This is a genomic window from Ruegeria sp. CL5, from assembly GCF_056536485.1.
The window spans coordinates 343,266-366,495 of record NZ_JBQFPS010000004.1 but is presented as its reverse complement, the minus strand read 5'-3'; the positions used below and the strand labels follow the sequence as shown (position 1 = coordinate 366,495).

Annotated in this window: 25 protein-coding genes; 14 read left to right on the top strand and 11 right to left on the bottom strand. The window is 57.8% G+C overall.

Annotation, left to right across the window (positions count from 1 at the left end; all coding sequences use genetic code 11):
- Positions 1-478: 478 nt before the first annotated feature.
- From ACR0IU_RS09780 to ACR0IU_RS09750, 7 genes are all read right to left on the bottom strand, one after another.
- Complete coding sequence (locus ACR0IU_RS09780) at positions 479-1,783, bottom strand: M16 family metallopeptidase (RefSeq protein WP_480716108.1); 1,305 nt, start codon at positions 1,781-1,783, stop codon at positions 479-481.
- Positions 1,780-3,120 carry a M16 family metallopeptidase gene (locus ACR0IU_RS09775; protein WP_480716107.1) on the bottom strand — a complete coding sequence of 447 codons (1,341 nt, stop codon included), beginning with the start codon at positions 3,118-3,120 and terminating at the stop codon, positions 1,780-1,782. The genes ACR0IU_RS09780 and ACR0IU_RS09775 overlap by 4 nt, the downstream gene beginning before the upstream one ends.
- An 85-nt stretch (positions 3,121-3,205) precedes the next feature.
- Positions 3,206-3,721 (bottom strand): DUF3035 domain-containing protein, encoded by a 516-nt coding sequence (locus ACR0IU_RS09770; RefSeq protein WP_010438645.1) that lies wholly within the window; start codon positions 3,719-3,721, stop codon positions 3,206-3,208.
- Between the two features lie 50 nt (positions 3,722-3,771).
- Positions 3,772-4,242 (bottom strand): signal peptidase II, encoded by a 471-nt coding sequence (gene lspA / locus ACR0IU_RS09765; protein ID WP_480656364.1) that lies wholly within the window; start codon positions 4,240-4,242, stop codon positions 3,772-3,774.
- On the bottom strand, positions 4,242-5,831 hold the full coding sequence (gene purH / locus ACR0IU_RS09760) for a bifunctional phosphoribosylaminoimidazolecarboxamide formyltransferase/IMP cyclohydrolase (RefSeq protein ID WP_480716106.1): 1,590 nt from the start codon (positions 5,829-5,831) through the stop codon (positions 4,242-4,244). Before purH ends, lspA begins: the two co-directional genes overlap by 1 nt.
- A 22-nt stretch (positions 5,832-5,853) precedes the next feature.
- Positions 5,854-7,593: a heparinase II/III family protein gene (locus tag ACR0IU_RS09755; protein ID WP_480716105.1), complete on the bottom strand. Its 1,740-nt coding sequence runs from the start codon at positions 7,591-7,593 to the stop codon at positions 5,854-5,856.
- A gap of 88 nt (positions 7,594-7,681) precedes the next feature.
- Positions 7,682-8,941: an RsmB/NOP family class I SAM-dependent RNA methyltransferase gene (locus ACR0IU_RS09750; protein WP_480716104.1), complete on the bottom strand. Its 1,260-nt coding sequence runs from the start codon at positions 8,939-8,941 to the stop codon at positions 7,682-7,684.
- Between the two features lie 91 nt (positions 8,942-9,032).
- Here ACR0IU_RS09750 and ACR0IU_RS09745 point away from each other — a divergent pair, with 91 nt between their 5' ends.
- On the top strand, positions 9,033-9,215 hold the full coding sequence (locus ACR0IU_RS09745; RefSeq protein WP_010438637.1) for a DUF1674 domain-containing protein: 183 nt from the start codon (positions 9,033-9,035) through the stop codon (positions 9,213-9,215).
- Here the strand turns inward: ACR0IU_RS09745 and ACR0IU_RS09740 are convergent, their stop codons facing one another.
- The gene (locus tag ACR0IU_RS09740; RefSeq protein WP_480716103.1) at positions 9,216-10,073 is read right to left on the bottom strand and encodes a LysR family transcriptional regulator; all 858 of its coding nucleotides are present in this window, start codon (positions 10,071-10,073) and stop codon (positions 9,216-9,218) included.
- Positions 10,074-10,172: 99 nt separating this feature from the next.
- On the opposite strand from ACR0IU_RS09740, the gene tmpA reads away from it, so the two are divergent.
- From tmpA to ACR0IU_RS09725, 3 genes are read left to right on the top strand one after another with little or no spacing between them, the layout of a single operon-like run.
- The gene (gene tmpA, locus ACR0IU_RS09735) at positions 10,173-11,309 is read left to right on the top strand and encodes a 2-trimethylaminoethylphosphonate dioxygenase (protein WP_480716102.1); all 1,137 of its coding nucleotides are present in this window, start codon (positions 10,173-10,175) and stop codon (positions 11,307-11,309) included.
- Positions 11,306-11,896: a (R)-1-hydroxy-2-trimethylaminoethylphosphonate oxygenase gene (gene tmpB, locus ACR0IU_RS09730; RefSeq protein ID WP_170541780.1), complete on the top strand. Its 591-nt coding sequence runs from the start codon at positions 11,306-11,308 to the stop codon at positions 11,894-11,896. The genes tmpA and tmpB overlap by 4 nt, the downstream gene beginning before the upstream one ends.
- Positions 11,893-12,561: an ureidoglycolate lyase gene (locus ACR0IU_RS09725; protein ID WP_480716101.1), complete on the top strand. Its 669-nt coding sequence runs from the start codon at positions 11,893-11,895 to the stop codon at positions 12,559-12,561. The genes tmpB and ACR0IU_RS09725 overlap by 4 nt, the downstream gene beginning before the upstream one ends.
- Here ACR0IU_RS09725 and ACR0IU_RS09720 read toward each other — a convergent pair.
- Positions 12,548-13,231 carry a DUF2306 domain-containing protein gene (locus ACR0IU_RS09720; RefSeq protein WP_480716100.1) on the bottom strand — a complete coding sequence of 228 codons (684 nt, stop codon included), beginning with the start codon at positions 13,229-13,231 and terminating at the stop codon, positions 12,548-12,550. The two genes, ACR0IU_RS09725 and ACR0IU_RS09720, sit on opposite strands and share 14 nt — an antisense overlap.
- A 39-nt stretch (positions 13,232-13,270) precedes the next feature.
- Positions 13,271-14,080 carry a 4-hydroxy-tetrahydrodipicolinate reductase gene (dapB, locus tag ACR0IU_RS09715; RefSeq protein WP_170541790.1) on the bottom strand — a complete coding sequence of 270 codons (810 nt, stop codon included), beginning with the start codon at positions 14,078-14,080 and terminating at the stop codon, positions 13,271-13,273.
- Between the two features lie 91 nt (positions 14,081-14,171).
- Between dapB and rbfA the strand changes: the two genes are divergently transcribed.
- From rbfA to rpsO, 6 genes are all read left to right on the top strand, one after another.
- The gene (gene rbfA, locus ACR0IU_RS09710) at positions 14,172-14,567 is read left to right on the top strand and encodes a 30S ribosome-binding factor RbfA (RefSeq protein ID WP_010438628.1); all 396 of its coding nucleotides are present in this window, start codon (positions 14,172-14,174) and stop codon (positions 14,565-14,567) included.
- Positions 14,564-15,307 carry a phosphodiester glycosidase family protein gene (locus ACR0IU_RS09705; RefSeq protein ID WP_170703574.1) on the top strand — a complete coding sequence of 248 codons (744 nt, stop codon included), beginning with the start codon at positions 14,564-14,566 and terminating at the stop codon, positions 15,305-15,307. Before rbfA ends, ACR0IU_RS09705 begins: the two co-directional genes overlap by 4 nt.
- Positions 15,308-15,361: 54 nt before the next feature.
- Positions 15,362-16,267, top strand: a complete 906-nt coding sequence (gene truB, locus ACR0IU_RS09700; RefSeq protein ID WP_480716099.1) for a tRNA pseudouridine(55) synthase TruB — start codon at positions 15,362-15,364, stop codon at positions 16,265-16,267.
- A gap of 21 nt (positions 16,268-16,288) precedes the next feature.
- Complete coding sequence (locus ACR0IU_RS09695) at positions 16,289-16,792, top strand: DUF1643 domain-containing protein (protein WP_170541799.1); 504 nt, start codon at positions 16,289-16,291, stop codon at positions 16,790-16,792.
- 96 nt (positions 16,793-16,888) lie between these two features.
- Positions 16,889-17,911, top strand: coding sequence for a calcium-binding protein (locus ACR0IU_RS09690; protein ID WP_480716098.1), 1,023 nt, complete (start codon positions 16,889-16,891; stop codon positions 17,909-17,911).
- 143 nt (positions 17,912-18,054) lie between these two features.
- Positions 18,055-18,324: a 30S ribosomal protein S15 gene (gene rpsO / locus ACR0IU_RS09685; RefSeq protein WP_008757925.1), complete on the top strand. Its 270-nt coding sequence runs from the start codon at positions 18,055-18,057 to the stop codon at positions 18,322-18,324.
- 1,061 nt (positions 18,325-19,385) lie between these two features.
- Here rpsO and ACR0IU_RS09680 read toward each other — a convergent pair.
- On the bottom strand, positions 19,386-20,954 hold the full coding sequence (locus ACR0IU_RS09680; RefSeq protein ID WP_480716097.1) for an arylsulfatase: 1,569 nt from the start codon (positions 20,952-20,954) through the stop codon (positions 19,386-19,388).
- Positions 20,955-21,103: 149 nt separating this feature from the next.
- Here ACR0IU_RS09680 and ACR0IU_RS09675 point away from each other — a divergent pair, with 149 nt between their 5' ends.
- Genes ACR0IU_RS09675 through ACR0IU_RS09660 form a run of 4 tightly spaced genes read left to right on the top strand, consistent with a single transcriptional unit; the run spans position 21,104 to position 23,195 of the window.
- Positions 21,104-22,018, top strand: a complete 915-nt coding sequence (locus tag ACR0IU_RS09675; RefSeq protein WP_480716096.1) for a LysR family transcriptional regulator — start codon at positions 21,104-21,106, stop codon at positions 22,016-22,018.
- Between the two features lie 55 nt (positions 22,019-22,073).
- Complete coding sequence (locus tag ACR0IU_RS09670) at positions 22,074-22,427, top strand: ArsR/SmtB family transcription factor (RefSeq protein WP_010438614.1); 354 nt, start codon at positions 22,074-22,076, stop codon at positions 22,425-22,427.
- Positions 22,408-22,830: an SRPBCC family protein gene (locus ACR0IU_RS09665; protein WP_480716095.1), complete on the top strand. Its 423-nt coding sequence runs from the start codon at positions 22,408-22,410 to the stop codon at positions 22,828-22,830. The genes ACR0IU_RS09670 and ACR0IU_RS09665 overlap by 20 nt, the downstream gene beginning before the upstream one ends.
- Positions 22,827-23,195 carry a DUF1761 family protein gene (locus ACR0IU_RS09660; RefSeq protein ID WP_480716094.1) on the top strand — a complete coding sequence of 123 codons (369 nt, stop codon included), beginning with the start codon at positions 22,827-22,829 and terminating at the stop codon, positions 23,193-23,195. The genes ACR0IU_RS09665 and ACR0IU_RS09660 overlap by 4 nt, the downstream gene beginning before the upstream one ends.
- The last annotated feature ends 35 nt before the right edge of the window (positions 23,196-23,230 follow it).

Genomic DNA, 23,230 nt, shown 5'->3' with positions numbered 1-23,230 from the left:
TACCGGTCAGGACATAGGTGTCGCCAGCGTCTAAAGACCCGCAGGATTACCGTTTCAAAGAAGGCTACGAGCGTTTGGCACACAGGCCAGCTGCAACCAAAAGCGTAGTCAACAAACTGGCAACAATATAGAGTATGAACGCGCCAAGCAGGGATTGGCCAAGAGCCAGTGAAGCCGCAAATGTCAGCAGCCCTGCAAGTATACCCATTCCTAATACCGCAACTATCATGGCGTCTTTCTATCCTACCTATTGTCGCACGAGACACCGGTCTGATCTAACCGCTCAATCGCCTCGACAACGAAAGCATCCTTGATGTTTCTGGCCAAATTATGACCACGACTCATTAATGAACTCCTAAGTCACAAAATTGCACGCCAAGGGATTTCTAGTACCCTTGGCAGATTATAGTTTGCGCGTCCTGCACGACTGGCTCAACACAATCACACGGTCATGACGCGCAGCAAGGTCGTCTGACCGCTATCCGTCCAGACCGATCGGTTTCCCAACCACGGTGAAATGCAGGCCTTCGGGGTCCAAAAACTCGGCGGCTACCCGGTTTAAATCCTCCAGTGTCACCGCGTTCACCTTGTCATTGCGGGTTGCGATATAGTCGATGGGTAAGTCTTCCATCTGCATCCCCACCATGATCCCCGCGATCTGTCCATTCCCGTCGAACCGTAGCGGATATGCGCCTGTAAGATAGGTCTTGGCGTCATCCAGTTCCTCTTGGGTAAATCCCTCGGACGCAGCGCGGGCCCACTCATCGCGGATCACGTTAACCGCGTCGGCAATCCGGTCGTTGGCGGATGAGACCGAACCAAGGTAAACCGAGGCCAGATCCTTGGGCACCAGAAAGGTCGAGACACCGTAGGTTAGACCACGTTTTTCCCGCACTTCGTGCATCAGGCGGCTTTCAAATCCACCACCGCCTAATATGTGATTCAGGATAAAGGCTGCAAAGAAATCAGGATCGTCGCGGTCAATGCCTTTTTGGCCAAAAAGAGCAACCGATTGAGGCGTGTTGAATTCCACCACACTTATGCCGCCATCGATCTTAACATCGGCCTTATCCGGGATGGCTTTCCCTGTTTCTGGCAAATCCACCAGCAGAGTATCCAACAATGTGCCCAATTCTTCTGCGGTGATGTCACCGACGGCCCCGACATATAGCCGATCCTTGGCAAAGACGTTCTCGTAGGCCGCAATGATATCGTCACGGGTCAGCCCCGAAACACTTTCGATCGTCCCTTTTCCGTCCGTCGCGTAGGGGTGATCTCCGTAAGCCATTGCTGCAAAACTGCGTCCGGCAATATCGTTCGGATCAGTTTGGTCCGATTTCAGACCCGAGAGCACCTGCCCCCGCACCCGTTCAATGGCATCTTGGTCAAAGCGGGGGTCGTGAATTGTAGTCCGCAACAGATTGACCACATCATCGCGGTTCTCGGTCAGGAAGCGGGTTGAAATCGAGACTGTATCATCCGTCGCGCGGTAGCTGAATGAGGCCGCCAATGCCTCAAGCTCGCGCGCATAGGTCCGGACATCCATGTCGCCCGCGCCTTCCTCGATCAACCCGCTCATCAGGTAAACTGCGCCGCGTTTATCGGGATCATCCAAGGAGGTGCCGCCACGAAATCGCATCTCAAGCGCGGTAAAGGGTATTGAGTGATCTTCGACCAGCCATGCGGTGATTCCCCCTGGCGAAGTTACCTCCTGGATTTTGATTTCAGCCGATGCGGGCAGCGCGATAACAACAGCGATCAGAGTCGCAAGAATCCGTTTCATTGTGTCACCTCATCGTCACGCATCAGCCAACCGGTTACAGATGTTTCGGGCTGTATCACTTCTCGTGCCACCGCGATGATGTCATCGCTTGTCACCGCCTGCAGGATATCCGGCCAAGCCTGTACATCCTCGACCGTCAACCCGCTGGTCAGCGCGCGTCCATAGCGGTTTCCGATTCCGTCCACATTATCGCGCGCATAGGTTTGAGCGGCGCGAAGTTGCATCTTGATACGTTCCAGATCCTCTTCGTTCACGCCTTCGGCAATAAAGTCTGAAACGACCTGATCCATCGCATCCTCGGCCTCCTGCAACGAGACACCTTCGGCCGGAACAACAATCAGATCAAAGGTTGTGTCATCCAGTGAAACGCCCCGGTAGAACGCACCGGTATAGACGACCAGTTGCTGCTCAAACTGCAGCTTTTCATTCAGATAGGATGTGGTGCTACCGCCCAGCAACTCGGCCAAAAGAAACAGCGCCGCGGCTTTCTCCTGTGCCCCTGCATCGCGTTCGGGTGCCAGATAACTGCGTTGCACATAAGGCTGCGAGACCCGGGCGTCTTTGTAGGTCAGGCGGCGCTCAGCCGTTTGCGGGGGCTCCTGCGAACGGATCCTTTCGGGCAGGTCCGGATTGGCGGGAATCACACCATAATACTGATCTGCAAGCAATTTGACCTCGTCCGGGTCAACATCACCAGTCACCACCAGAATGGCGTTATTGGGCGCATAATGGGTCTGATAGAAGGACAGGGCATCGTCCATGTCGAGTTCTTCCATCTCGTGCTTCCAGCCGATAATGGGGACGCCATAGCGGTGGTTCAGATACTGCGCTGCGTTCATCTGTTCGCCAAACAGCGCGCGTGGATTGTTCTCGGTCCTCTGGTTGCGTTCCTCAAGGATGACGTCGCGCTCGGTCACGATGTCATTTTCAGTCAGGCGGATGTTGCGCATCCGGTCCGCCTCCATCCGCATCATCAGTTCCAACCGGTCGGCGGCAACGCGCTGGAAATAGGCAGTGTAGTCATAAGAGGTAAATGCGTTGTCATTTCCCCCGTTGGCCGCGACGGTGGCCGACAACTCACCCGCTTCCATTGTATCGGTGGCCTTGAACAGCAGGTGTTCCAGAAAATGCGCGACACCAGAGGACCCGATCGGTTCGTCTGCCGAGCCTGCCCGATACCAGACCATATGCTGCACCACCGGCGCGCGGTGGTCTTCGACCACTACGACGTCCATGCCGTTATCAAGCGTGAAAGTGGTAACCGCCTCATGCCCCTCTTTGGCCAAAAGAGGGGATGCTGCGATCAGGGCAGCCGACAATGCCAGGGCCCGAACCATGGGGCATCCTCCGTTTCGTTTCTGGTATTCAAACTACGGTGGTGCTGCCAGTGTTCAAGGCCAATGACGGAATGTTAAGAAAAGTTCATTCCAACGGAGGCGCAGAAGGTGTTTCAATACCACGCTGCCGCGCCGCTTCGTTTGCATTGTTCGCATCGATCGACTCGCGCCGATATGCCTGCGAATAACGATCCACCGGGAAAAGCCGCAAACGCGTGAAGCGCTGCTTCTTCTTACGGAAATCCGCATCTTCCTGGGCAACAACCTGCCGCGTATTGGCGGGAACACCATATCGGCTTGAAGCTGTGACCAGCGCTGCATCACTCGCAGGAATCGCGGTATTGGGGTTCAGGGCCGCTTCGCTACCGCCGAGAGCCACAACAGCATCTGCCTTTGGATTGGGATCAGTCAGATTCGCACCACCGGGGGTAGGTGCAGGTAGAAAAGCATAATCCTTTGGTTGGGTCAGCGGCTTAACCGGCAAGACCGAGAACTCATCCGGCCCGGGCCCGGGCGCCCGAAGATTGCGCAAACCAATATCAGAACAGCCCGCAACTGTCGCGGCGAGTGTCAGAACAAGAATGGTGCGTGGCATACGCATCAGTGTCTCCAGCCAGTTTCAGGCGCTTTTATCGCATATCATCGGGCAGGTCACGAGGGCTTTTTGCCATCGAACAGGACCAGACCTAATGCTCCCGCAAATATGAACACATCCGCCAGATTGAACACAAACGGGTTATTGATCCCACAGCAGGACATGTTCAGAAAATCCAGAACATAGCCATAAAGCACCCGGTCCACGACATTTCCCAGCGCGCCGCCGATCAGCAGGCCACCGCAGAATTGTTGAAACCTCGTCGGAGCTATTCGGCCCAACCAAATCAGGACACCCAGACAAATCGCCAGAGAAATGCCGATCAGGACCCAGCGCGCTGCATCGCTGTCGCCCTGAAACAGCCCGAAGTTGATGCCGCGATTCTCACCGTATTTGAACACCAGAAACGGCGGCAGGACGCCGATATCGCCCTGCGCAACGCGCAGCACGTGAACGACCAGATACTTGCTGATCTGGTCGATCAAAAGCGCCGCCAGTCCGGCCCAGAGGAGGAGCGGGCTGCGCATCAGTGACGGAAATGCCGCATACCGGTGAAGACCATGGCCAGACCTGCCTCATCTGCCGCCGCGATCACCTCATCGTCACGCATCGAACCGCCGGGCTGAATGACGCAAGTGGCGCCTGCCTCGGCGGCCTCCATCAATCCGTCGGGAAAGGGAAAGAACGCATCAGATGCCACGGCCGAGCCGATGGTCAGTGGTTGGGGCAGTTCCAGTACGTCGGCCATGCGCTCGGCCTTTTTGGCGGCGATCAACGCTGAATCGACGCGGCTCATCTGGCCTGCACCAACGCCTACGGTTGCGCCGTTTTTAACGTAGACGATAGCGTTGGATTTTACGTGTTTGGCGACCTTCCAGGCAAACAGCAGATCGCGCATTTGTTCGTCAGACGGGGCCTTCTTGGTGACGACCTTCAGGTCATCCATGCCGACAAAGCCGTTATCCTTGTCCTGCACCAGCAGGCCACCGGCGACCTGACGCACGGTTTTCCCTCCTGTTGTCACGTCAGGCAGAGCCTCTGTGGTCAGCAAGCGCAGGTTCTTCTTCGCGGCGAATATCGCTTTGGCCTCGTCCGACGCACCCGGAGCGATCACGACCTCGGTAAAGATTCCAGTGATCTCTTGCGCGGTTTGCGCATCCAGAGGCTGGTTCAGAGCAACTATTCCGCCAAAGGCCGAGGTCCGATCACAATCGAACGCGGCTTTATAGGCCTCAAGCAACGTGGCCCCCTTGGCCACACCGCACGGGTTCGCGTGCTTAATGATGGCACAGGCTGCGCCGTCCGCCGGATCAAACTCGGCGACCAGTTCAAACGCCGCGTCCGTGTCGTTGATGTTGTTGTAGCTCAGTTCCTTGCCCTGATGCTGCACAGCGGTCGCCACGCCAGGGCGATCTGTACCATCTGTGTAGAATGCAGCCTGCTGATGGCTATTCTCGCCATAGCGCAGGGTCTGTTTCAACTCACCCGCAAAGGTGCGGCGTTTCGGCGCCTCAAGCTGCAATGCGTCGGCCATCCAGTTGGACACGGCGGTGTCATAAGCGGCAGTCCGGGCATAGGCCTTTTGCGCCAGCCACTGTCGGAAACCCAGAGACGTCTTACCGTAGTTTTCTTCAAGTTGATCCAGCAGCGAAGAATAATCCTCGACATCCACAACGACGTTAACGAATGCATGGTTCTTGGACGCCGCCCGGATCATCGCAGGTCCACCAATGTCGATATTCTCGATGCACTCATCGTAACCTGCACCCTTCGCCACGGTCGCTTCAAACGGATAGAGATTCACGATCAGCAGGTCGATCGCAGCAATCCCGTGTTCGTTCATCGCGGCAACGTGGGTATCATTGTCGCGCAGCGCCAGAAGGCCGCCATGCACCATCGGGTGAAGCGTTTTGACCCGGCCATCCATCATCTCAGGAAAACCGGTCACCTCGCTCACATCTTTGACCTCTAGGCCAGCATCACGCAACGCTTTGGCCGTGCCGCCAGTCGAAAGCAACTCGACCCCGCGTTCGGACAGTGCCTTGCCCAGTTCGATCAATCCGGTCTTGTCGGAAACGGAAAGCAACGCGCGGCGCACGGGGTGAAGATCGGTCATGGGTCCAAAGGTCCTTTTGGCGTCAGTCGAATACGGGCTCGTCCCGGTGCGTGTCCCGCACGGCATAGGCTGTATCCTGAGCCTTGCTGAGCGTCCACCGGATGCGCGTCGCATACTCCATTGCGCGCCCAGATAGAACGATCTGTTTTGTCGCGCGCGGCTTTAATCGACCTTTTTCCAAGTAAACGCTTGGTTCAACTGACAACTTTCCAACGCGATCGTGGCGGAAAACCCAAATCTCGCCGCTTTTGAGCGCCATCGACACGGCCGCACCGCCCAAATCCAACGCCGCATCAACGTCGGGATGCAGGTGAAAACGGATATCAAAGGCGATCCCATTCAGGCCCGCCCCGTCCATGGCCCGGTCAAATTGCCGTTTGGCTTTGTCGGTTGCGGTCAGCAGTATATCTTCTCCTTCAAGCTCGCGCCCATCAAATCGCAGCTCGAGCGTACGGGCGTGGGTCAGACCGAACACTTTGTTGTAACCATCATGGCCGACCATGAACCGTGTGCCCTCAAAGGCATCTTCGAAATCCACCGGGACGTCCCGAGGGCCATCGACCAGCGCCTCCTGCGACGATCCTTTTGCGACTTCGGCAAGCCGCCCGCTGGAGTAGCCGTCGACACACAGGGTTGAATGGGACGGGGTTGCGCGCCCCGCACGTCGCCAATCCTGACCAAAACTGCCACCCGATCCACAGTTCACGATCAGCGGGCGCCGGCCCGAGGTCAGTTCAAACGCAAGGGTGGACGCGTGCGCGTTATACGAGGCTGCGCCTTTGGGTGGCGCGCTGGCATCCACCAGAACCGTCGTGCGCGAGGCCGCCAGACGCGCATAACCCATCGACAGGTCCGAGTGCTGCTGCGGCTTTACCCCGCTTTGCGCCAACGCCTGATCCAACCGTCCTTCCAACCCGCGCCCACCGCCGTGAAATCTGGCCAGCGCCCCATCCGCATGGCGCAGATTTCGCAACGTCGGCGCGATGCGTTTGATCGCTTCGGTCTGCGAAGCAGGTGTGCCGCGGCCCACTTCGCTGAGAGCCGCCGAAGTCCAGGACAACAAGGTAAACACCTCAAGCAATTCTTCGGGATTGCGGGTTGGGATACCGCCTTCGGCATCAATCTGACGTTCACACTCACGGGCCAGAGCACGCAAGGCCGGGTCTGCCATCTGCTCCTGACCTTCCAACGCCAATCCGGCCTGCACAAGACCGGCCAGAGCCTCGAACCTTGGCAATCCCGGTGTTGCCGCTGTCCAGCGTTTGGACAGAAACCACGTCTGCTGCGACAGCGATCGAAAGAAAGCCTTGCTTTGCGCCTCATCAACACCGCGCAGAAGAAAAACCGCGTGATTGATCCAACGCATGACCCGCCGCCCTGTCAGGTCCGGCGCCCAACCAGGGCCTTTGCCGCGCCCATGCGCATCTATCCAACCCCAGACCCAACGCTGCGCTTTTTCCCGGGCGCGCATGTCGCCCACGGCCGCCAAATCGTCCAGCCACACAAAACCGTGGCGTTCGTCATCGAAATCAAGGCTTGGCGCGACCACATCCCAGAGGTCGGTGTCATCAGCCTCGACCAGATATCCCGCAAACAGCAAATTCCCGGCCACCAGTTGCCGACCACGGGCAAAAGACCCAACCGTACGCGGCTCGGGCTGGCCGACGAATCCCGAGACCGCCTTCCGCCTTTGACTCAGGCGCGCGTAAAGACGGTTATGAAACCGCGTCCAGCGATTGGCCATTGTATCCGTGTTTGACATGACGCTTGCGACTCTGCCCCTTGCGCTCTGCGGGCGCTTGAGCACACGATAGACCGGTCCGCGCGTCAAGTCATCGAAAAGCGTCGCGTCAGGCGGATTTGTTCAGACAGGCGATATAAAACCCGTCCATCCCTCCCTTGTCCTGCCAGTAATCGGGACGCAAGCGCAGGCCACCTTCTTCAGTGATCCAATCTGCTTCAACGCCCGCAATCTCAAGAGCGGCGCGGTCAACCTGCATATCGGAATAGCTATCCAGTGCCTCTTCAATCTGTACTTCACCCTCGTCCGGCAGAAGCGAGCATGTGCAATAGACCAACCGCCCGCCGGGCTTCAGCAAAGTCCAGGCATGGGCCAGCATGCGCGCCTGTAACTCGATCAACCCGCCAAATTCCGAACCGTCCTTGGCGAAAGGCAAATCCGGATGGCGGCGAATCGTACCCGTTGCCGAACAGGGTGCGTCCAGCAAGATAGCGTCATACTGGCCCTTATGCTCCAGCGCATCTTGGGCGATAACCTTAGCTTTCAGGCCGGTTCGTTTCAGGTTCTCGCGAACGCGCACAAGTCTCGCCTCCGAGATATCCAGAGCGGTGACATCTGCACCTGCAGCGGATAGCTGCAAGGTTTTTCCACCCGGCGCGGCGCAGAGATCCAGAATTTTCTCTCCGGCTTTCGGGGCCAGAACCCGAACGGGTAACGCCGCCGCCGCATCCTGAACCCACCAATCCCCGGCCTCATATCCCGGCAGGGTCGAGACCTGCCCCGCATCCTGCAGCCGCGCCGAATCGGTGGGCAACATCTCTGCACCCGCGATCTCGACGCTTGGTTTTGGCGTCAAATCCAATGGTGCCCCGTTGAAATGCGCGTGCTCCATACCTTTCACGGCGTCTTCACCCCACGCCATGATCAGCGGTTCGCGCAACCACTCTGGCAGGCGAGGCACACGCATCTTGGGCCAAGCGTCGGGCCCGTCGGCGGCAATCTTGCGCAAAACCGCGTTAACCAACCCCTTCAGCCGTCCATGCTTGCGCGAACGGCCCACGATCTCGACCATGGAATTCACCACCCCGTGCGCGGCTTCGCCCTGACACAGCTCGACCGTGCCAAGCCGCAAGGCGTTGTGAACCGTCAGCGCGGGCGTTTGTCGCAGGTGATCGGCCAGCAGCCGGTCGGCACGCTCGAGCCCGCGCAAGGTTTCGATCGTCAATCGTTGCGCCCGCGCGCGATCCTCAGGGGCCAATCGATCCAGCGCACCTGCCGCAAGACATTCGGGCAACAGCCGCTCCTCGCCGAGTATCTGATCCAGCAGATAGATCGCACTTCGGCGCGCTGCTGTGGCGGAATTTAACATGATGCTGAGTGCCTCTCGTGACCTTTGCCCGCATTGCCTTGTGCGGACGAGGGCGTATATCAAGGCCCTGTACGGAAAGGAACCCAATGTCATGAGTGACGAGCGCAAAGACCTGCCCCCTGCCGCCCAGCGCGCCCTTGCCGAGGCAGAAGAACGCCGCAAAAACGCAGAGGCCGAAGCGAAGGCACGGCCCAAAGAGCTGGGCGGGCGCGACGGACCAGATCCGGCCCGTTACGGCGATTGGGAGAAAAAGGGCATCGCTATCGATTTCTGATCAGCCATCGCGCAGCGCCTGCAAGAAGTCATCGATCAAAGCGCGCTGTCGATTCGAGCGCACCCTATCCTCGGGCCATGTCAGCCAATAGCCATCTTTTGTCGCAAGCTCGGACATATCCAGTCTGAGAAGTTGACCGGTCTCCAAACTGCTCGACGCCAAAGGGAGTGATCCCAACGCGATCCCCATGCCCTGACGCGCTGCCGTAATCGCATGACCCACCGAGTCGAAACTGATCCGGCTAGCCGGTAATTCATCAACCCCCGCAACCTGCGCCCAATCCTTCCAGCCGGGGCGTTCTCCACGTAGATCAATCAGCGGCGCGCCCCACTTGATGCCAGATGCTGCCATCGGTGCCAGCACTTCAGGCGCGATAAGCTTTGCCTTTCGCCCAGGCCAGACGCCTCTGCCATAGCGGATCTGCAGCCAGGTACGCTCTTCCTCCAACGTAGCGCGACGCGCCATCGAATCTGTCATCACACGCACTTTGGGCTGCGCCTCCAGGAACGTGGGCAAGGCAGGGAGAACCAGCGCGTGGATATGCGACGAAAGTCCTGCGACCCGAAGCTCGCGCGGGGTTTTTCCGAAAAGATCCTCGGTATTGCGTTCCAGTGCCTGCAGGCTGTCCTGCACCAATGGCAGATAGCTTTCACCCTCGATTGTCAGCGACACGCCCCGTGCCTCGCGCACAAACAGCGATCGACCTAACCAAGCCTCAAGATTGCCGATCCGTTGACTGACCGCTGCCTGCGTCAGACCAAATTCGCGCGCAGCGGCAGAAAAACCGCCCAGTCGCCCGGCAGCTTCGAACACGCGCAGCCAGTCCAGAGGGGGTAATCCGATCTTATTCTTAGCCATAAGATTTTCCAGGCCTCAGCGGCAATAAGGTTTAATTGTGGTAATGCCACGAAGCGCGTATCTCTTCAAGCAAAGCCCGCGCTGAACAGGAGAACCCCCATGCTGCGCTCTGCCACCCATGACCCCTCGATGGTCACCATCGATTTTGCGAACGGCACTCAATCCCGATTTCACGCCATCTGGTTGCGCGACAACGCTCTGGACCCCGAAACACGAGCGTCGGGCAATGGTCAGCGCCTGATTACAATCAGCGATATTCCGGCTGAGACTTCGATCAGCGCGGCAGAGGTCGTTAACGGAGATCTGATCGTCACCTTCCAGCCCGAAAACAAAACTGTGACTTTTCCTGCCAGTTGGTTGGCCGAACACGTCTATGATCGCGATCGGGACAGCGAGATCGGCCGTCTGGCCCCAGACATCACAACTTGGGAACGCGGCATCGACGCGCCGTGCGGTGACTGGAATGCGGTGCATGCCAACCCCACGGCCAAGCGCGACTGGCTGGCCGCAGTGGCGGAATACGGGTTCGCTAAGCTAACAGATGGTCCCACCGAGCCAGAATCGCTGCTGAAAGTGGCCGATTTGTTCGGCTATGTGCGTGAGACCAACTATGGTCCTTATTTTGAGGTCCGGACCGAGGTGAATCCAACCAACCTCGCCTATACCGGATTAGGTCTGCAGGCCCATACCGACAATCCCTATCGCGACCCGGTACCAACGCTGCAAATCCTCTACTGTCTTGAGAATTCGGCCGAAGGTGGGGATTCCATTGTTGTCGATGGCTTCCGCGCGGCCGAGCGTCTACGCGATCAGAACCCCGAAGGTTTCGCCCTGCTGGCGGGCTATCCGGCGCGGTTTGAATACAAGGGCTCTGACGGCGTCTGTCTACAATCGCGTCGCCCGATGATCGAACTGTCTCCGGATGGCGAATTGATCGGCATCCGCTTCAACAACCGTTCCTCCGCTCCGTTCGTTGATGTGCCTTTCGATCAGATGGAGGCCTATTATGCCGCTTATCGTCAGTTGGGTGAGATCATCGACGATCCTGCCATGGGCGTGTCTTTCAAGCTGGAACCGGGCGAAAGCTTTATTGTCGACAACACCCGCGTCCTGCATGCGCGTCTGGGTTACTCCGGCGCGGGGTCACGCTGGCTGCAGGGCTGCTATGCTGACAAGGATGGGTTGCTTTCGACCTTGGCAGCCATGCGGATGGCACAGCCGGAGGCAGCAGAATGAAACCCGACTTTTCAACCCTGAACCAGGACAACATCGTGGCATTTATCGGCGACATCTTCGAGCGCCGTGGTGGCGAGGAATATCTGGGCGAACCCGTGACCATGGCCGAGCACATGCTGCAGGGTGCCACGATTGCCGAACAAAATGGGCAGCCCGAAGAAATCATTGTCGGCGCGCTGTTGCATGACATTGGTCACTTCACATCTGAATTTGGCACCTATCATCCCGACGACACCGAAGATCGCCACCACGAGGACGCGGGAGCAGAGGTGCTCGAGCAGTTCTTCCCCTCGGTCATCACCGATTGCTGCCGTTATCATGTGGCGGCCAAGCGATATCTCTGCGCGACGAAGCCTGATTATTTCAACCGCCTGTCCGCCGCCTCGGTTCATACGCTAGAACTACAAGGCGGCCCGATGAGCGCCGCGGAGGTCGCGGAGTTTGAGGCCAACCCGAACCTGAAAGAGATCATCCAGGTGCGCTATCTCGACGAGGCGGGCAAGCGCGCGGAAATGGAAACACCGGATTTCGCCCATTTCGCGCCGATGGTGCAGCGCATGGTCGATAAACATCTGGGTTCGTCATGACCGCGCCAGAGTACATCTTCGAGGCCAGTTCAAAACCATCCCTGCCCTGGCACGAGGTGCCGCTGATCCGCGCAACGGATACTTCGGTCAAGGGGTATGGCTGTCTGGTCGACACCCCGGATACGTTCGAGATCGAAATTGTGCGCTGGCCGCAGCAAGGTTGGCGACCAATTGACGAAGGAACCGGCGACGAAGCGGGTTGGGTCGAAGGCACGTTCAAATGCGACTGGCAGGGCGATGTTCTTTATGGTGAGAACGAGGCCGTCAAAGGCCACTACGTTCTGGGTTGGTCCACCGATCCGCAAAAGGCACAGACGGGCCGTCAAACCGGACCCCGCGATCAGGTCTTGCTGTGGCATATGAACTACCACCCGGACGGGGGGCAGATGTTCTGGCCGCTGGACAACAAACCCTTCATCGTCCCCGCCGCCCTGCCCGGCGACAACCTGACGCCCGAAAAAGTGGTGGCGTTCTGGTGCGACGGCTCACGCGGGCTCTATATTCACCCCGGCATCTGGCACGAGGGGATTTTCCCGGTCGAAGACCACCAGCGTTTCCTTGACCGGCAAGGACGGGTTCATGCCCGCGTCAGCGCCGATATCGGGAAAGAATTCGGCGTCTATCTGGCCTGCCCGCTGCGAGCGGACAAGATCAGGGATTTATGACCAACGCCGCCTGATGACTCGAACGTTTGCGGGCGATCCAGAACTGTACGACCAGCAGATAAGGCACGAAGAACGCGAAGTTCTGCACCAGATCGAAAGGGCCCGAGAAATCGGGCTCTGACCCCACTCCACCGGTCAGCAGGTACCAAAGCGTGTAATGCACACGGTATAGCCATGACCCAAGAGCCAGCCAGAACAGCCGCAACCCCCAGGCCCAATGCCCTGCACGACCCCTGATCAGCGCCATCCTCGCCACCATTAATCCAGCGGTGAACAGGCAGAGCCCATACAGAAAGAACGCTGCAGACATGAGCGGTCCACCGATGGTTCCGCGCAACGGGATATAGGTCATGCCCGCCAGGCCGGTAATCAGCGCCAGCGTGACCAGCAGCCCGCCCAACATGCGATGAAATCCGATAAACCGCTGCCGAAGGCCCCGCAGCAGCTGCAGCGGCACCAGCGCCACCAGCAAAGTTCCGGCAAAGATATGCAGCATCATGGCCGCGTTGCCGACATCTTGACGTTCGGAAAAGAGATAGCTCTGCCTAGCCGCGTCCTCGGACAGGCCAACACCGATCATACCCAGCCCGTGCATCAAAAAGGGCAGCAGCGTCAGATAGAACACGATCAGCACCAATCCGGTCGCCACTCGAGATGTAAGGTTCCGCATAGGCCCGAGTTTAACGCCGTTGCGCGGCCCGTCTCTGGCTTACAGCCCGAGCACATCCACCATGTCGTATTGGCCCGGTGCCTTACCCTGCCCCCATAGCGCTGCCTTCAGCGCGCCACGCGCAAAGATGGCGCGATCCGTGGCGAGATGGCGCAAGACGATGCGTTCTCCCGGCGCGGCAAACAAGACGTCGTGTTCGCCGACGATGTCTCCACCGCGGATGGCGTGGAAGCCGATATCACCGCGTTTGCGCGCGCCGGTAATGCCGTCACGACCACGGTCGGACACATCCGCCAATTTGACGCCGCGCCCTTCGGCGGCGGCTTCACCCAGCATCAAGGCCGTACCAGAGGGTGCATCAACCTTGTGGTGGTGGTGGCCTTCGATGACTTCAATGTCGAAATCCTCATCCAGCGCGGCGGCAACCTTTTTGGTCAGTTGCACCAGCAGGTTCACGCCAAGGCTCATGTTTCCTGCCCGCACGATCACCGCATGGCGCGAGGCCGGTTCCAGCGCCGCAATCTGTTCGTCACTCATGCCGGTGGTGCCGATCACATGCACGCAGCGCGCCTGCGCGGCCAAAGCGGCAAACTCCAGCGTCGCCTCAGGTGCGGTGAAGTCGATCACCGCCTGCGCCTGCGCGAAGGCCTCCAGCGGATCATCGGTGACCAAAACTCCCAGCGCAGGGCCACCCATTGCTTCACCAACATCCTGACCGATCCAATCGTGACCCTTGCGCTCGACCACACCAACCAGGCGTGCCTGATCACTGTCGGTCACGGTCTTGATCAGCATCTGCCCCATACGGCCCGAAGCCCCTGTAATGACGATCCCCGGAATATGGGTCATTGCGTTGGTCCTTTTCTAAAGTCGGCTCAAAGCCTCCTACCCCGTTCGCACCCGCTTGGCAAAGCCCGGCTTTGCGCTTAGATCGGGGTTTATGGCTAAGAACAAATTCCACGATGGCCCCGGCCCGTCCCAACGACAGCTGCGTGTCGGCGAACTTATCCGCCGTACCCTGTCCGAAGTTTTGGCGCGCGGAGATGTCCACGACCCCGATTTGAACCGCATGTCGATCACCGTGGGCGAGGTGCGCACCTCGCCCGATCTAAAGATCGCCACCGCCTATGTGCTGCCATTGGGCGGCAAAGGGCAGGAGGACGTGATCGAACTGCTCGCTCGCAACAAGGGTGAGCTGCGGCGCATGGTCGGCAAGAAGGTCGGACTGAAATTCTCTCCCGATCTGCGGTTCCGGTTGGATGACACATTCGACCGTCTGGATGACACCCGTCGCATGTTCGAACAGGACGCGGTGCGCCGCGATCTGGACGAGTGATCCGCCTATCTGTCACATTAGGCGCAGTTGTTTGGGCCGCACAGGCTGGGGCAGTGACTTGTGAAAAGCTGACCCACGAGGACAAGCGCTATACCATTTGCGAGGTAGACGCGGCATCCGAAGATTTGCGCCTGTTCCTGAACGATGAGAATGGCGACCTGTTGGGCCATTTCTCGTCAGTGAACGAAGCTCTGGCCCCTGACGGTAAGCGTTTGGCCTTTGCGATGAACGCGGGCATGTATCATGATGATCGCTCGCCCGTGGGTCACTTTGTTGAGGACGGCGAAGAACAGATGCGTGTGATCCCGAATGCTGGCCCGGGAAACTTCGGTCTGTTGCCCAACGGTGTGTTCTGCATTCGCGATGGACGCGCCGATGTGTTTGAGACATTGGATTACATCGAACGCGCGCCGGAATGCCGGTTCGCCACCCAGTCCGGCCCGATGCTTGTCATCGATGGAGAGTTGCACCCCCGATTCCTGCCGGATTCGACCTCTCTCTATATACGCAATGGTGTCGGAACCAACGCTGAAGGGACCCGTGCGGTATTTGCAATCTCTGAGGATTACGTCACCTTCCATGAATTCGGCAGGGTGTTCCGCGACGCGCTGGATACTCCGAACGCATTGTTTCTGGATGGCAATATTTCGCGGATGTATGACCGCGCCAACAACCGATCGGACATCGGTTTTTCACTGGGACCAATAGTAGGCGTCGTCGAGAACGTACCGGCAAATTGACAGCGTCGAAGCGATCCGCTAACTCGCGCGCCTCAGTAAGTTTCAAGGTGCAAGATGGGACGCAAACGCAAGGGTCGTGACATTTCCGGTTGGCTGGTGGTGGACAAGCCTGCGGGCATGACTTCGACCGCGGTCGTCAACAAGGTGCGTTGGGCGATGGACGCCAAGAAAGCAGGCCATGCAGGCACGCTGGACCCCGAAGCGACCGGCGTTCTGGCGGTAGCTTTGGGCGAGGCGACCAAGACTGTTCCCTACATCACCGATGCGCTGAAAGCCTACACATTCACTGTGCGATTAGGACAGGCGACCAATACCGACGATGCCGAAGGCGAAGTTATCTCGGAAAGCTCTGCACGCCCGACGGATGAAGACATCAAACAGGCGCTCTCACCGTTCCTCGGGGACATCATGCAGGTGCCGCCCAAGTTTTCAGCTGTGAAGATCGACGGTCAGCGCGCGTACAAACTGGCCCGCGATGGCGAAGATGTGGAACTTTCCGCACGCCCCCTGTGGGTTGAAGAATTGATCCTTGTCGACCGACCCGACACCGATCATGTGATGTTGGAAATGACATGCGGCAAAGGCGGGTATGTCCGTTCGATCGCGCGCGATCTGGGCGAAGCGCTGGGCTGCTACGGCCACGTCAAAGAACTCCGTCGCATCTGGTCGGGTCCGTTCGAGGCCGAAGACGGCCTGTCCATCGAACAGATCGACGAGATGGCCAAATCCACAGCATTGGATGAATACCTGCACCCGTTGGAAACCGGCCTGTCTGATCTGCCTGAGTTGAAATGCACCCCGGAAGGGGCAACCCGACTGCGCAATGGCAATCCGGGAATGGTGCTGGCATCCGACGTCGAATACGGCGACGAGGCCTGGGCTTCGCTGGATGGCAAGGCTGTGGCCGTCGGGATATACAAATCCGGTGAATTGCATCCCAGCCGGGTGTTCGTCGTTTGAACCACGTGTTAGGCGAAGGGCATGATCACCCGTTCTCATACCAAGGGCGACGCGCCCTCGACCGCCATCTACTCCAACTGCGAAAAGTATCGCTATAGCCTGACCCGCATCTGGGATCCGGCGGGGCGCAAGGCGCTGTTTGTGATGCTGAACCCATCGACCGCAACCGAGGTACAGAACGATCCCACGGTGGAACGCTGTGAACGGCGGGCGCGAACACTGGGCTTCGGCGCATTTCAGGTTACCAACATTTTTGCATGGCGCGATACCGACCCGCGCAAAATGCGCGCAGCCGAGGATCCTGTTGGACCGCAGAACGACCAAGCCATTCTGGAAGGTGTTGACTGGGCCGATCAGGTTATTGCTGGCTGGGGCACACATGGCGCGCATCTTGATCGCGGTCGATCTGTCGAAGCACTGCTGCGCGCCACTGGTCAACCGATGTATCATCTGGGGCTCACCAAAGACGGCCATCCAAAGCACCCGCTCTACATCGCTTACGCGCAACAGCCTCAGTTGTGGTGACAAAGGGTTAACCACGCCTGCAACTTGGCTTTGACCAACCTATTGATTGCATGAGATGTTTTACACTCGGGGCAAGTGTGCTTGCGGAGGGTAATCATGTTTCTGATCGGTTTATTCGGGATGGCTGCATTAGGAGGGGCCGCCTATGCGATAAGCGACGTTCTCGTACCCGACGAAACAACCGAGGAGGATGGTGAGCAAATTGATGACTCGGTTGAGGATGAATTGACCGAAGGCAACCTCCTCGAACTGGATGAAGATGTTGAAGAGCCCGATTCATCTGAAGATACCAACACAGGTGAAATCCTCTCTGAGCATGAGGGAAATCTGGTCATCGCGGGCGATGAGGATGCAAATGTTCTGACCGGACAAGAGGGTAATGATCAGATTAATGGGTACGAAGGCGGCGACCTCATCGACGGGGGGGACGGAAATGACATCATCTACGGTGGTTCCGGAGAGGACACGCTAATCGGAAACGTCGGGAACGATGTGCTACATGGCGGGAATGGCGACGACAATTTGGCCGGAATGTCAGGCAATGACGACCTGTATGGTCATTTCGGAATGGATGAGTTGGAAGGTGGCGACGGCGATGACCGGATTTTCGGCGGTCAGGACGATGATGTCTTGAGGGGCGATGACGGCGACGATCAATTGCAAGGTGGCGACGGCGATGACTATCTGACAGGCGGTGCAGGACAAGATGCCCTGTTCGGTGGAGACGGGGATGACATTCTGAACGGCAACGATGGTCGGGAGGAGACTTCCCCTGACTTTCTGAACGGGGGCGCTGGCGATGATGTCATACTGGCCAAAGACGGAGATATCGTCACCGGTGGAGACGGCGATGACGAAATAATCGTGCAGCCAGAACCGGATCAGGAGGCCGCAACAATCATGGATTTCCAGATTGGTCACGATAAGCTGCTAGTCACCTGGGACGGCCCAGAAGACCCTGAGCTGACCATCGAGCCAGACAGCGAAAACAATGACCTGACCCATGTCAGGGTCAACGGCGAGAACGTTGCGCAGATATTTGGTGCAGAAGGTCTAGCCGCAGATGATATTCTGTTTGTGACCGAAGCCCAATTGGCACAGTACGCTTTCACTGGTTGAACCCGCAGAATCCCTTTGCCATTCGCAACAAAAGCGCCTATACGCGCCCATCCGCATTGGAATCGGTGCGGTTTTCTCCATGGGCCTGTGCTGGACGACATCCCGGCCTGCGCCATCAACTCTAACCTTTAAAGGAGACCCCGATGTCGATTACTGCCGCTGAAAAAGCACGCGTCATGAAAGAATTCGCAACCAAGGACGGCGACACCGGTTCGCCAGAAGTCCAGGTTGCCATCCTGACCTCGCGCATCACCACCCTGACCGAGCACTTCAAGACCCACAAGAAAGACAACCACGGTCGTCGCGGTCTGCTGAAAATGGTCGCCCAGCGCCGTAAGCTGCTTGACTACCTGAAGGGCAAAGAAGAAGCGCGCTATCAGGACCTGATCAAAAAGCTGGGCATCCGCCGCTAATCACGCTTTGTTCGTGCGTTGCGGGCACTGAACGCCCCTTTTTTGTACATCTAGTACGCCCGCCAATAGGCGGGCGTATTTGTTTTGTGTAACACTGAATCAGCTATGGCATCGTGCATGAAGCATGGCCGAGAACTATAGGCCAACCCACGTTCAGGAGTGGCATTAAAATGTGCAGTTACACTTTGAACAAATTTTTTTGCTCCATGTGAACCACTTCACTGACCAGACCAAAAGAATGCGCCATGCTGACATTGTTAGTGAGTAGGCGCTTCTTTTGTTTCGGGCGTCAGGTTTTCATAGTCCTCCCTATATTTACTGGGCGCGCCTTTGACAGGCGCGCCCTTTTGTTACCTTGATCACCCGGAATGCGAGCGATTCTCAGCCGATTTGCATCAAATCCAGGAAGAAGTTCGTGCTCCGGAAGACGAGAAGACCCATAATCAATCAAGGGTCTAATTGTGACGTGGCGTCGCGACCGAATGGCGATAGCTCCGAAGGTTGACGTAAGCGTAAGTAATACAGCTATATTTTTACCACTTGATCAAAAATGATGCGAAACGTGGAATCCTTCCCCCTTTCTCAAAGTCAAATTTTTCATACATGCGCCGTGTCGCTGCGGGTTACCACTCACGGCATATGATCTTTGAGCTTCTCCCTCGAGGCTCAGATCTGACCCGCAGCGACAAGCATCTGGGCGAATTAAGTTGTTGGGAGGTGAACGATGCCATTGAAATCTGTTCTGGACAGAGTGTTTTCGACTAAAACAATTCGAACGGCTGATGTTGTTAAATCATCGGTGGTGCCTTCCAGCCCAGATGGAACGCGAAAACCAATATCGAGGGTCGAAACTGCCGCTGTTCTCCGAGGACTTCTCAGAGAGGAACAGCAAAATCCGGCGAAACCGCGCGCGCACGAAGACCCAATACAATAGCGCGCCAATGTCGTCACATCCGGCCTCTGTCATCGGGTTTCCAGTGCCAAATATCGAAGCAATGCGCACTATTGAAAACGCCCGCAACTCGGCGGGCGTTTAATGGGGGTCAGGTGAACTCGGGCTGCTATTGCGACATGCCACCTTCGCTGCTGACCTGTTCCTGAACGTGGGTCTCATTGCCCACGGTCGCACCACGTGGAGGGAAATCCGCAAAAGTCGCCAGATGTGCCTGAACCAGCCGGGCTGCCGGACCAAAGGCCCACATCTTGTTGCCCATCCAGCGGGTATACATCCCGGATTCCTCGGCCGCTTTCTCATAAGGATCGCGGCGTAGGTTGAACAGCAATGGCGCGTTCAGTTCCTCTTTAGGACCGGCCCAGCCCTTTTCCTGAATGGTGAAATGCGCCTTCCAGTCGTTATAGCGGATCGCCTGCAGATCGGTGCCTTCGTAATAGACAATCTCTTTGCGGTTACTGGGTGTTTCGCCAGTCAGATATGAAAGCTGATTATACCCGTCCAGATGCACCTGATAGCCTTCGAACCCTTCAAGCAGATCGGCAGGAAGGTTCTGCGATCCGCCTGCTGCCGCGACAAGAGTGGGCATCCAATCCATGCCGTCGAAGATACCGTTCAGCACCTGACCTTCAGCAACTTTGCCGGGCCAACGGATGATCGCGGGAACGCGGAATCCTCCCTCCCAGGTGGTGCCTTTTTCGCCGTGGAATGGCGTGGTGCCACCATCGGGCCATGTCATCGTTTCCGGACCATTGTCCGAGGTGAAGATGACGATGGTGTTGTCGGCGATACCAAGCTCTTCTAGATGCGCGGTCACCTTGCCGACATTGTCGTCAAGCTCCTTCATGACCACATCCTGCAGGCCGCGCCCGTCGCCCAGCATCGCCTCGTATTCCGGGCTGAGATGGGTCCAGACATGCGCCCGCGCAGGCGCCATCCAGACAAAGAACGGGGTTTCGCTGTCAACTGCGCGGTTGATGAAATCGATGGTGTGGGCCGTGACCTCATCATCCAGGGTTTTCTGACGTTCAGGCGGGGCTGGACCGTCATCAATGATGCGCTGTTTGCCCACCGGCCCCCAGCGGGGGTCGACGGTTTCGTCAACGGTATCCGTAGCAAACGAGTGGATAATGTTGCGCGGACCGAACTGAGCGGCAAATTCCGGATCATCCGGCCAGTCGGGGTCGGTCGTGTATTCCATAGCGTTGAGGTGGTAGAGCCAGCCCCAATATTCATCAAAACCCTTGGCCGTTGGCAGGAACTTGTTCAGATCGCCCAGATGGTTCTTACCGAACTGCCCCGTGGTATAGCCCATGGAATTGAGGATATTTGCCAACGTCGGGTCTTCGTCGCTAAGCCCGACCGGATCGCCCGGAAGGCCCACCGTGTGCATGCCGGTACGTACCGGGAACTGACCGGTGATAAAGGCGGAACGCCCTGCAGTGCAGCTGGGTTGCGCATAATAGTCGGTCAACCGGGCGCCCTCGGCGGCAAGCTGATCCAGATTCGGGGTCTGGATGCTTTTGACACCTTGATGATAGCTGCCAAGGCTGGCCCATCCGACATCGTCAGCCATGATCACCAGAATATTGGGCTTGTCGGACTGTGCAACGGCCGTCGTGGCAACCGCCCACAAAGCCGCAGCGAGGCTGGTAGTTACTGATTTTATTCGAAACATTCGGTTCGACTCCTGCGTTCAATCGGATTGGCCGAGTGGGCCGATATGCGGTATGTCCTAGCGGGTGGACCATTCGCTCCGCAAACGCGGGTTTACTTTTTTGCAGGATCTGAAACTTAATGTTCAGTAACTGAAACTTGAGGGTCATCGTGTTAACTAAAAAGACTCTTTCCGCCTTTCTGCACCTTGCCGAGACGGGCAACTTTCAGGAAGCGGCCAAACGTCTGGGCGTCTCGAACGCGTCGCTGTCGCGTTATGTTTCGATGGCCGAGGAACAAGTCGGCTTTCCGCTGTTTCACCGCAAACGCGGCAACAGCGGGCTGACGCGTGAGGGGCAAACGTTCCTGCCCGTGGCCAAAACTCTGCAGGCGGATTTGAATCGCTGCGCTGATCAGGTGGAGCGTATCCGTCTGGATACCGGTCAAACCGTGCGGATCGGCTGTGGCCCTCTAACGCCGCGAACGCTGGTGCGGCCCGCGATTCAGGCCGCCTTGCAGCAATCCCCGGCATTCCGTTTCAGGGTGGATGTCAGCGCGCAACAGGCACCGATCGAGATGCTTGAGAGCGATGAAATCGACATCTATCTAGGCGATCTGACGCATACGCCCGAGACCGAGAATATCAAGCTGATGATGTTCGAAAAACGTGCGGTGGCGTTTGCTGCCCATGTTTCACATCCACTGCACGGCACCTCGCCTGTAACCTTGAACGCGCTTTTTTCATATCCTTTCGCCTCGCCGCATCTGCACAAGCATTGGCGTGCGGCGATCAAGCGGGCATTGGGCGGCACCGACGAAGCGGCCGAAAAGGTCAGAGCGTTGCCTCAGGTGGAAAGTGATGATTATGCCTTTCTAACGTCGCTGCTGACGGGCCCAGAGTTTGTTGTCGGCGGGATGCCTGAAACCTTCGCCGAACTGGTCGCAGACGGATCGGTCAAGCTGATCGAGACCACGCCACCGATTACCTGGAACATATGCGCTGCACGAAAAGCAGGGCCGGGTCAGCCGGCTACCGAAGCCCTGTGGAAACAGCTGGAGGAACTGGCTTGTCAAAACCATGGGTAACGCCTTATTCACCCAAATGGTTGACTGAAGCATGAAAGGAGTGTAATTCATCCAAATGGTTGAACGAGAGAGTCGCTATGACTTGGGCGCAATATTGAAGGCCGCGTCCGACCCGACACGCCGAGCGATCCTGACTATGCTTGCGCAGCAGGGTCCCTTGCGGGTGACGGATATCGCGCGACGCTTCGAGATGAGCCTCAATTCGGTATCCAAGCACATCAAGGTGCTGGAAAATGCCGGGTTGGTGCAGCGTCGGACAGAATGGCGCGAACATCTGATCGAGGTTCAGATGGATCCCTTGTCAGCCGTGGATGAATGGTTTGCCGGGCTGCGTTCAATTTGGGCGCTTCGGCTGGACGCCTTGGAAACTGCTTTGGAGGACCCAGAAGATGACGGAACTGTCCCTTGAAATAACGCGCGCCATTCCGCACCCGCCTGAAAAGGTGTTTGACGCGTGGCTGAACCCGGAAATGCTGGCTAAATTCATGCTGCCCGGCCCCAACATGACCGTGCCCGAGGCGCAATCCGACGCCCAGGTCGGTGGCCGGTTCAAGATCATCATGCGCGCACCCGAGGCCGGAGACCTCCCGCATGAGGGCGAATATAAGGTCATCGACCGGCCCAACCGGCTGCAATTCACCTGGAACTCTCCCTACAGTCAGGACGATTCCACCGTGACGCTGGATTTCACGCCCACTGACAAGGGCACCGAACTGCGCCTGCACCACATCCGCTTTCCGTCGCAGGAAAGCCGCGACAATCATGAAGGCGGCTGGACCCGAATCCTTGAATCGCTGGAGGTTGCGCTGTGATCAACTGGCTCGCCCTTGGCGCGGGCGTAATCGCCGCCTTTCTGTTGGGGTGGCTGATCTACGGCCCCATCGGATTTCAGAAACGCTGGGCCGAAGGCACGCGGATCGATCCCACCCCACCCGCGTCTCCACCTCTGCCGCAAATGGCAGCCCAGATCGTGTTTTTGATCCTGCTGGCCTCAGTGATCGCCGTAACTGAGACGACCAACAGCCTTGGGGTTGCGGTACTGGCCATCCTTGCAGTCGCAGCACAGACGGCCTCGGTCGGGGCATGGGCGCAGAAAAGCGGTTTCGCCATCGCGGTCGATACTGGCTATGCGTTTGGCTGCGGCGTAGTGATGATCCTGGCGCACGCGATCCTTTGATATATCGACCCCTGCCCGGCTTAGGCGGGGGTTAG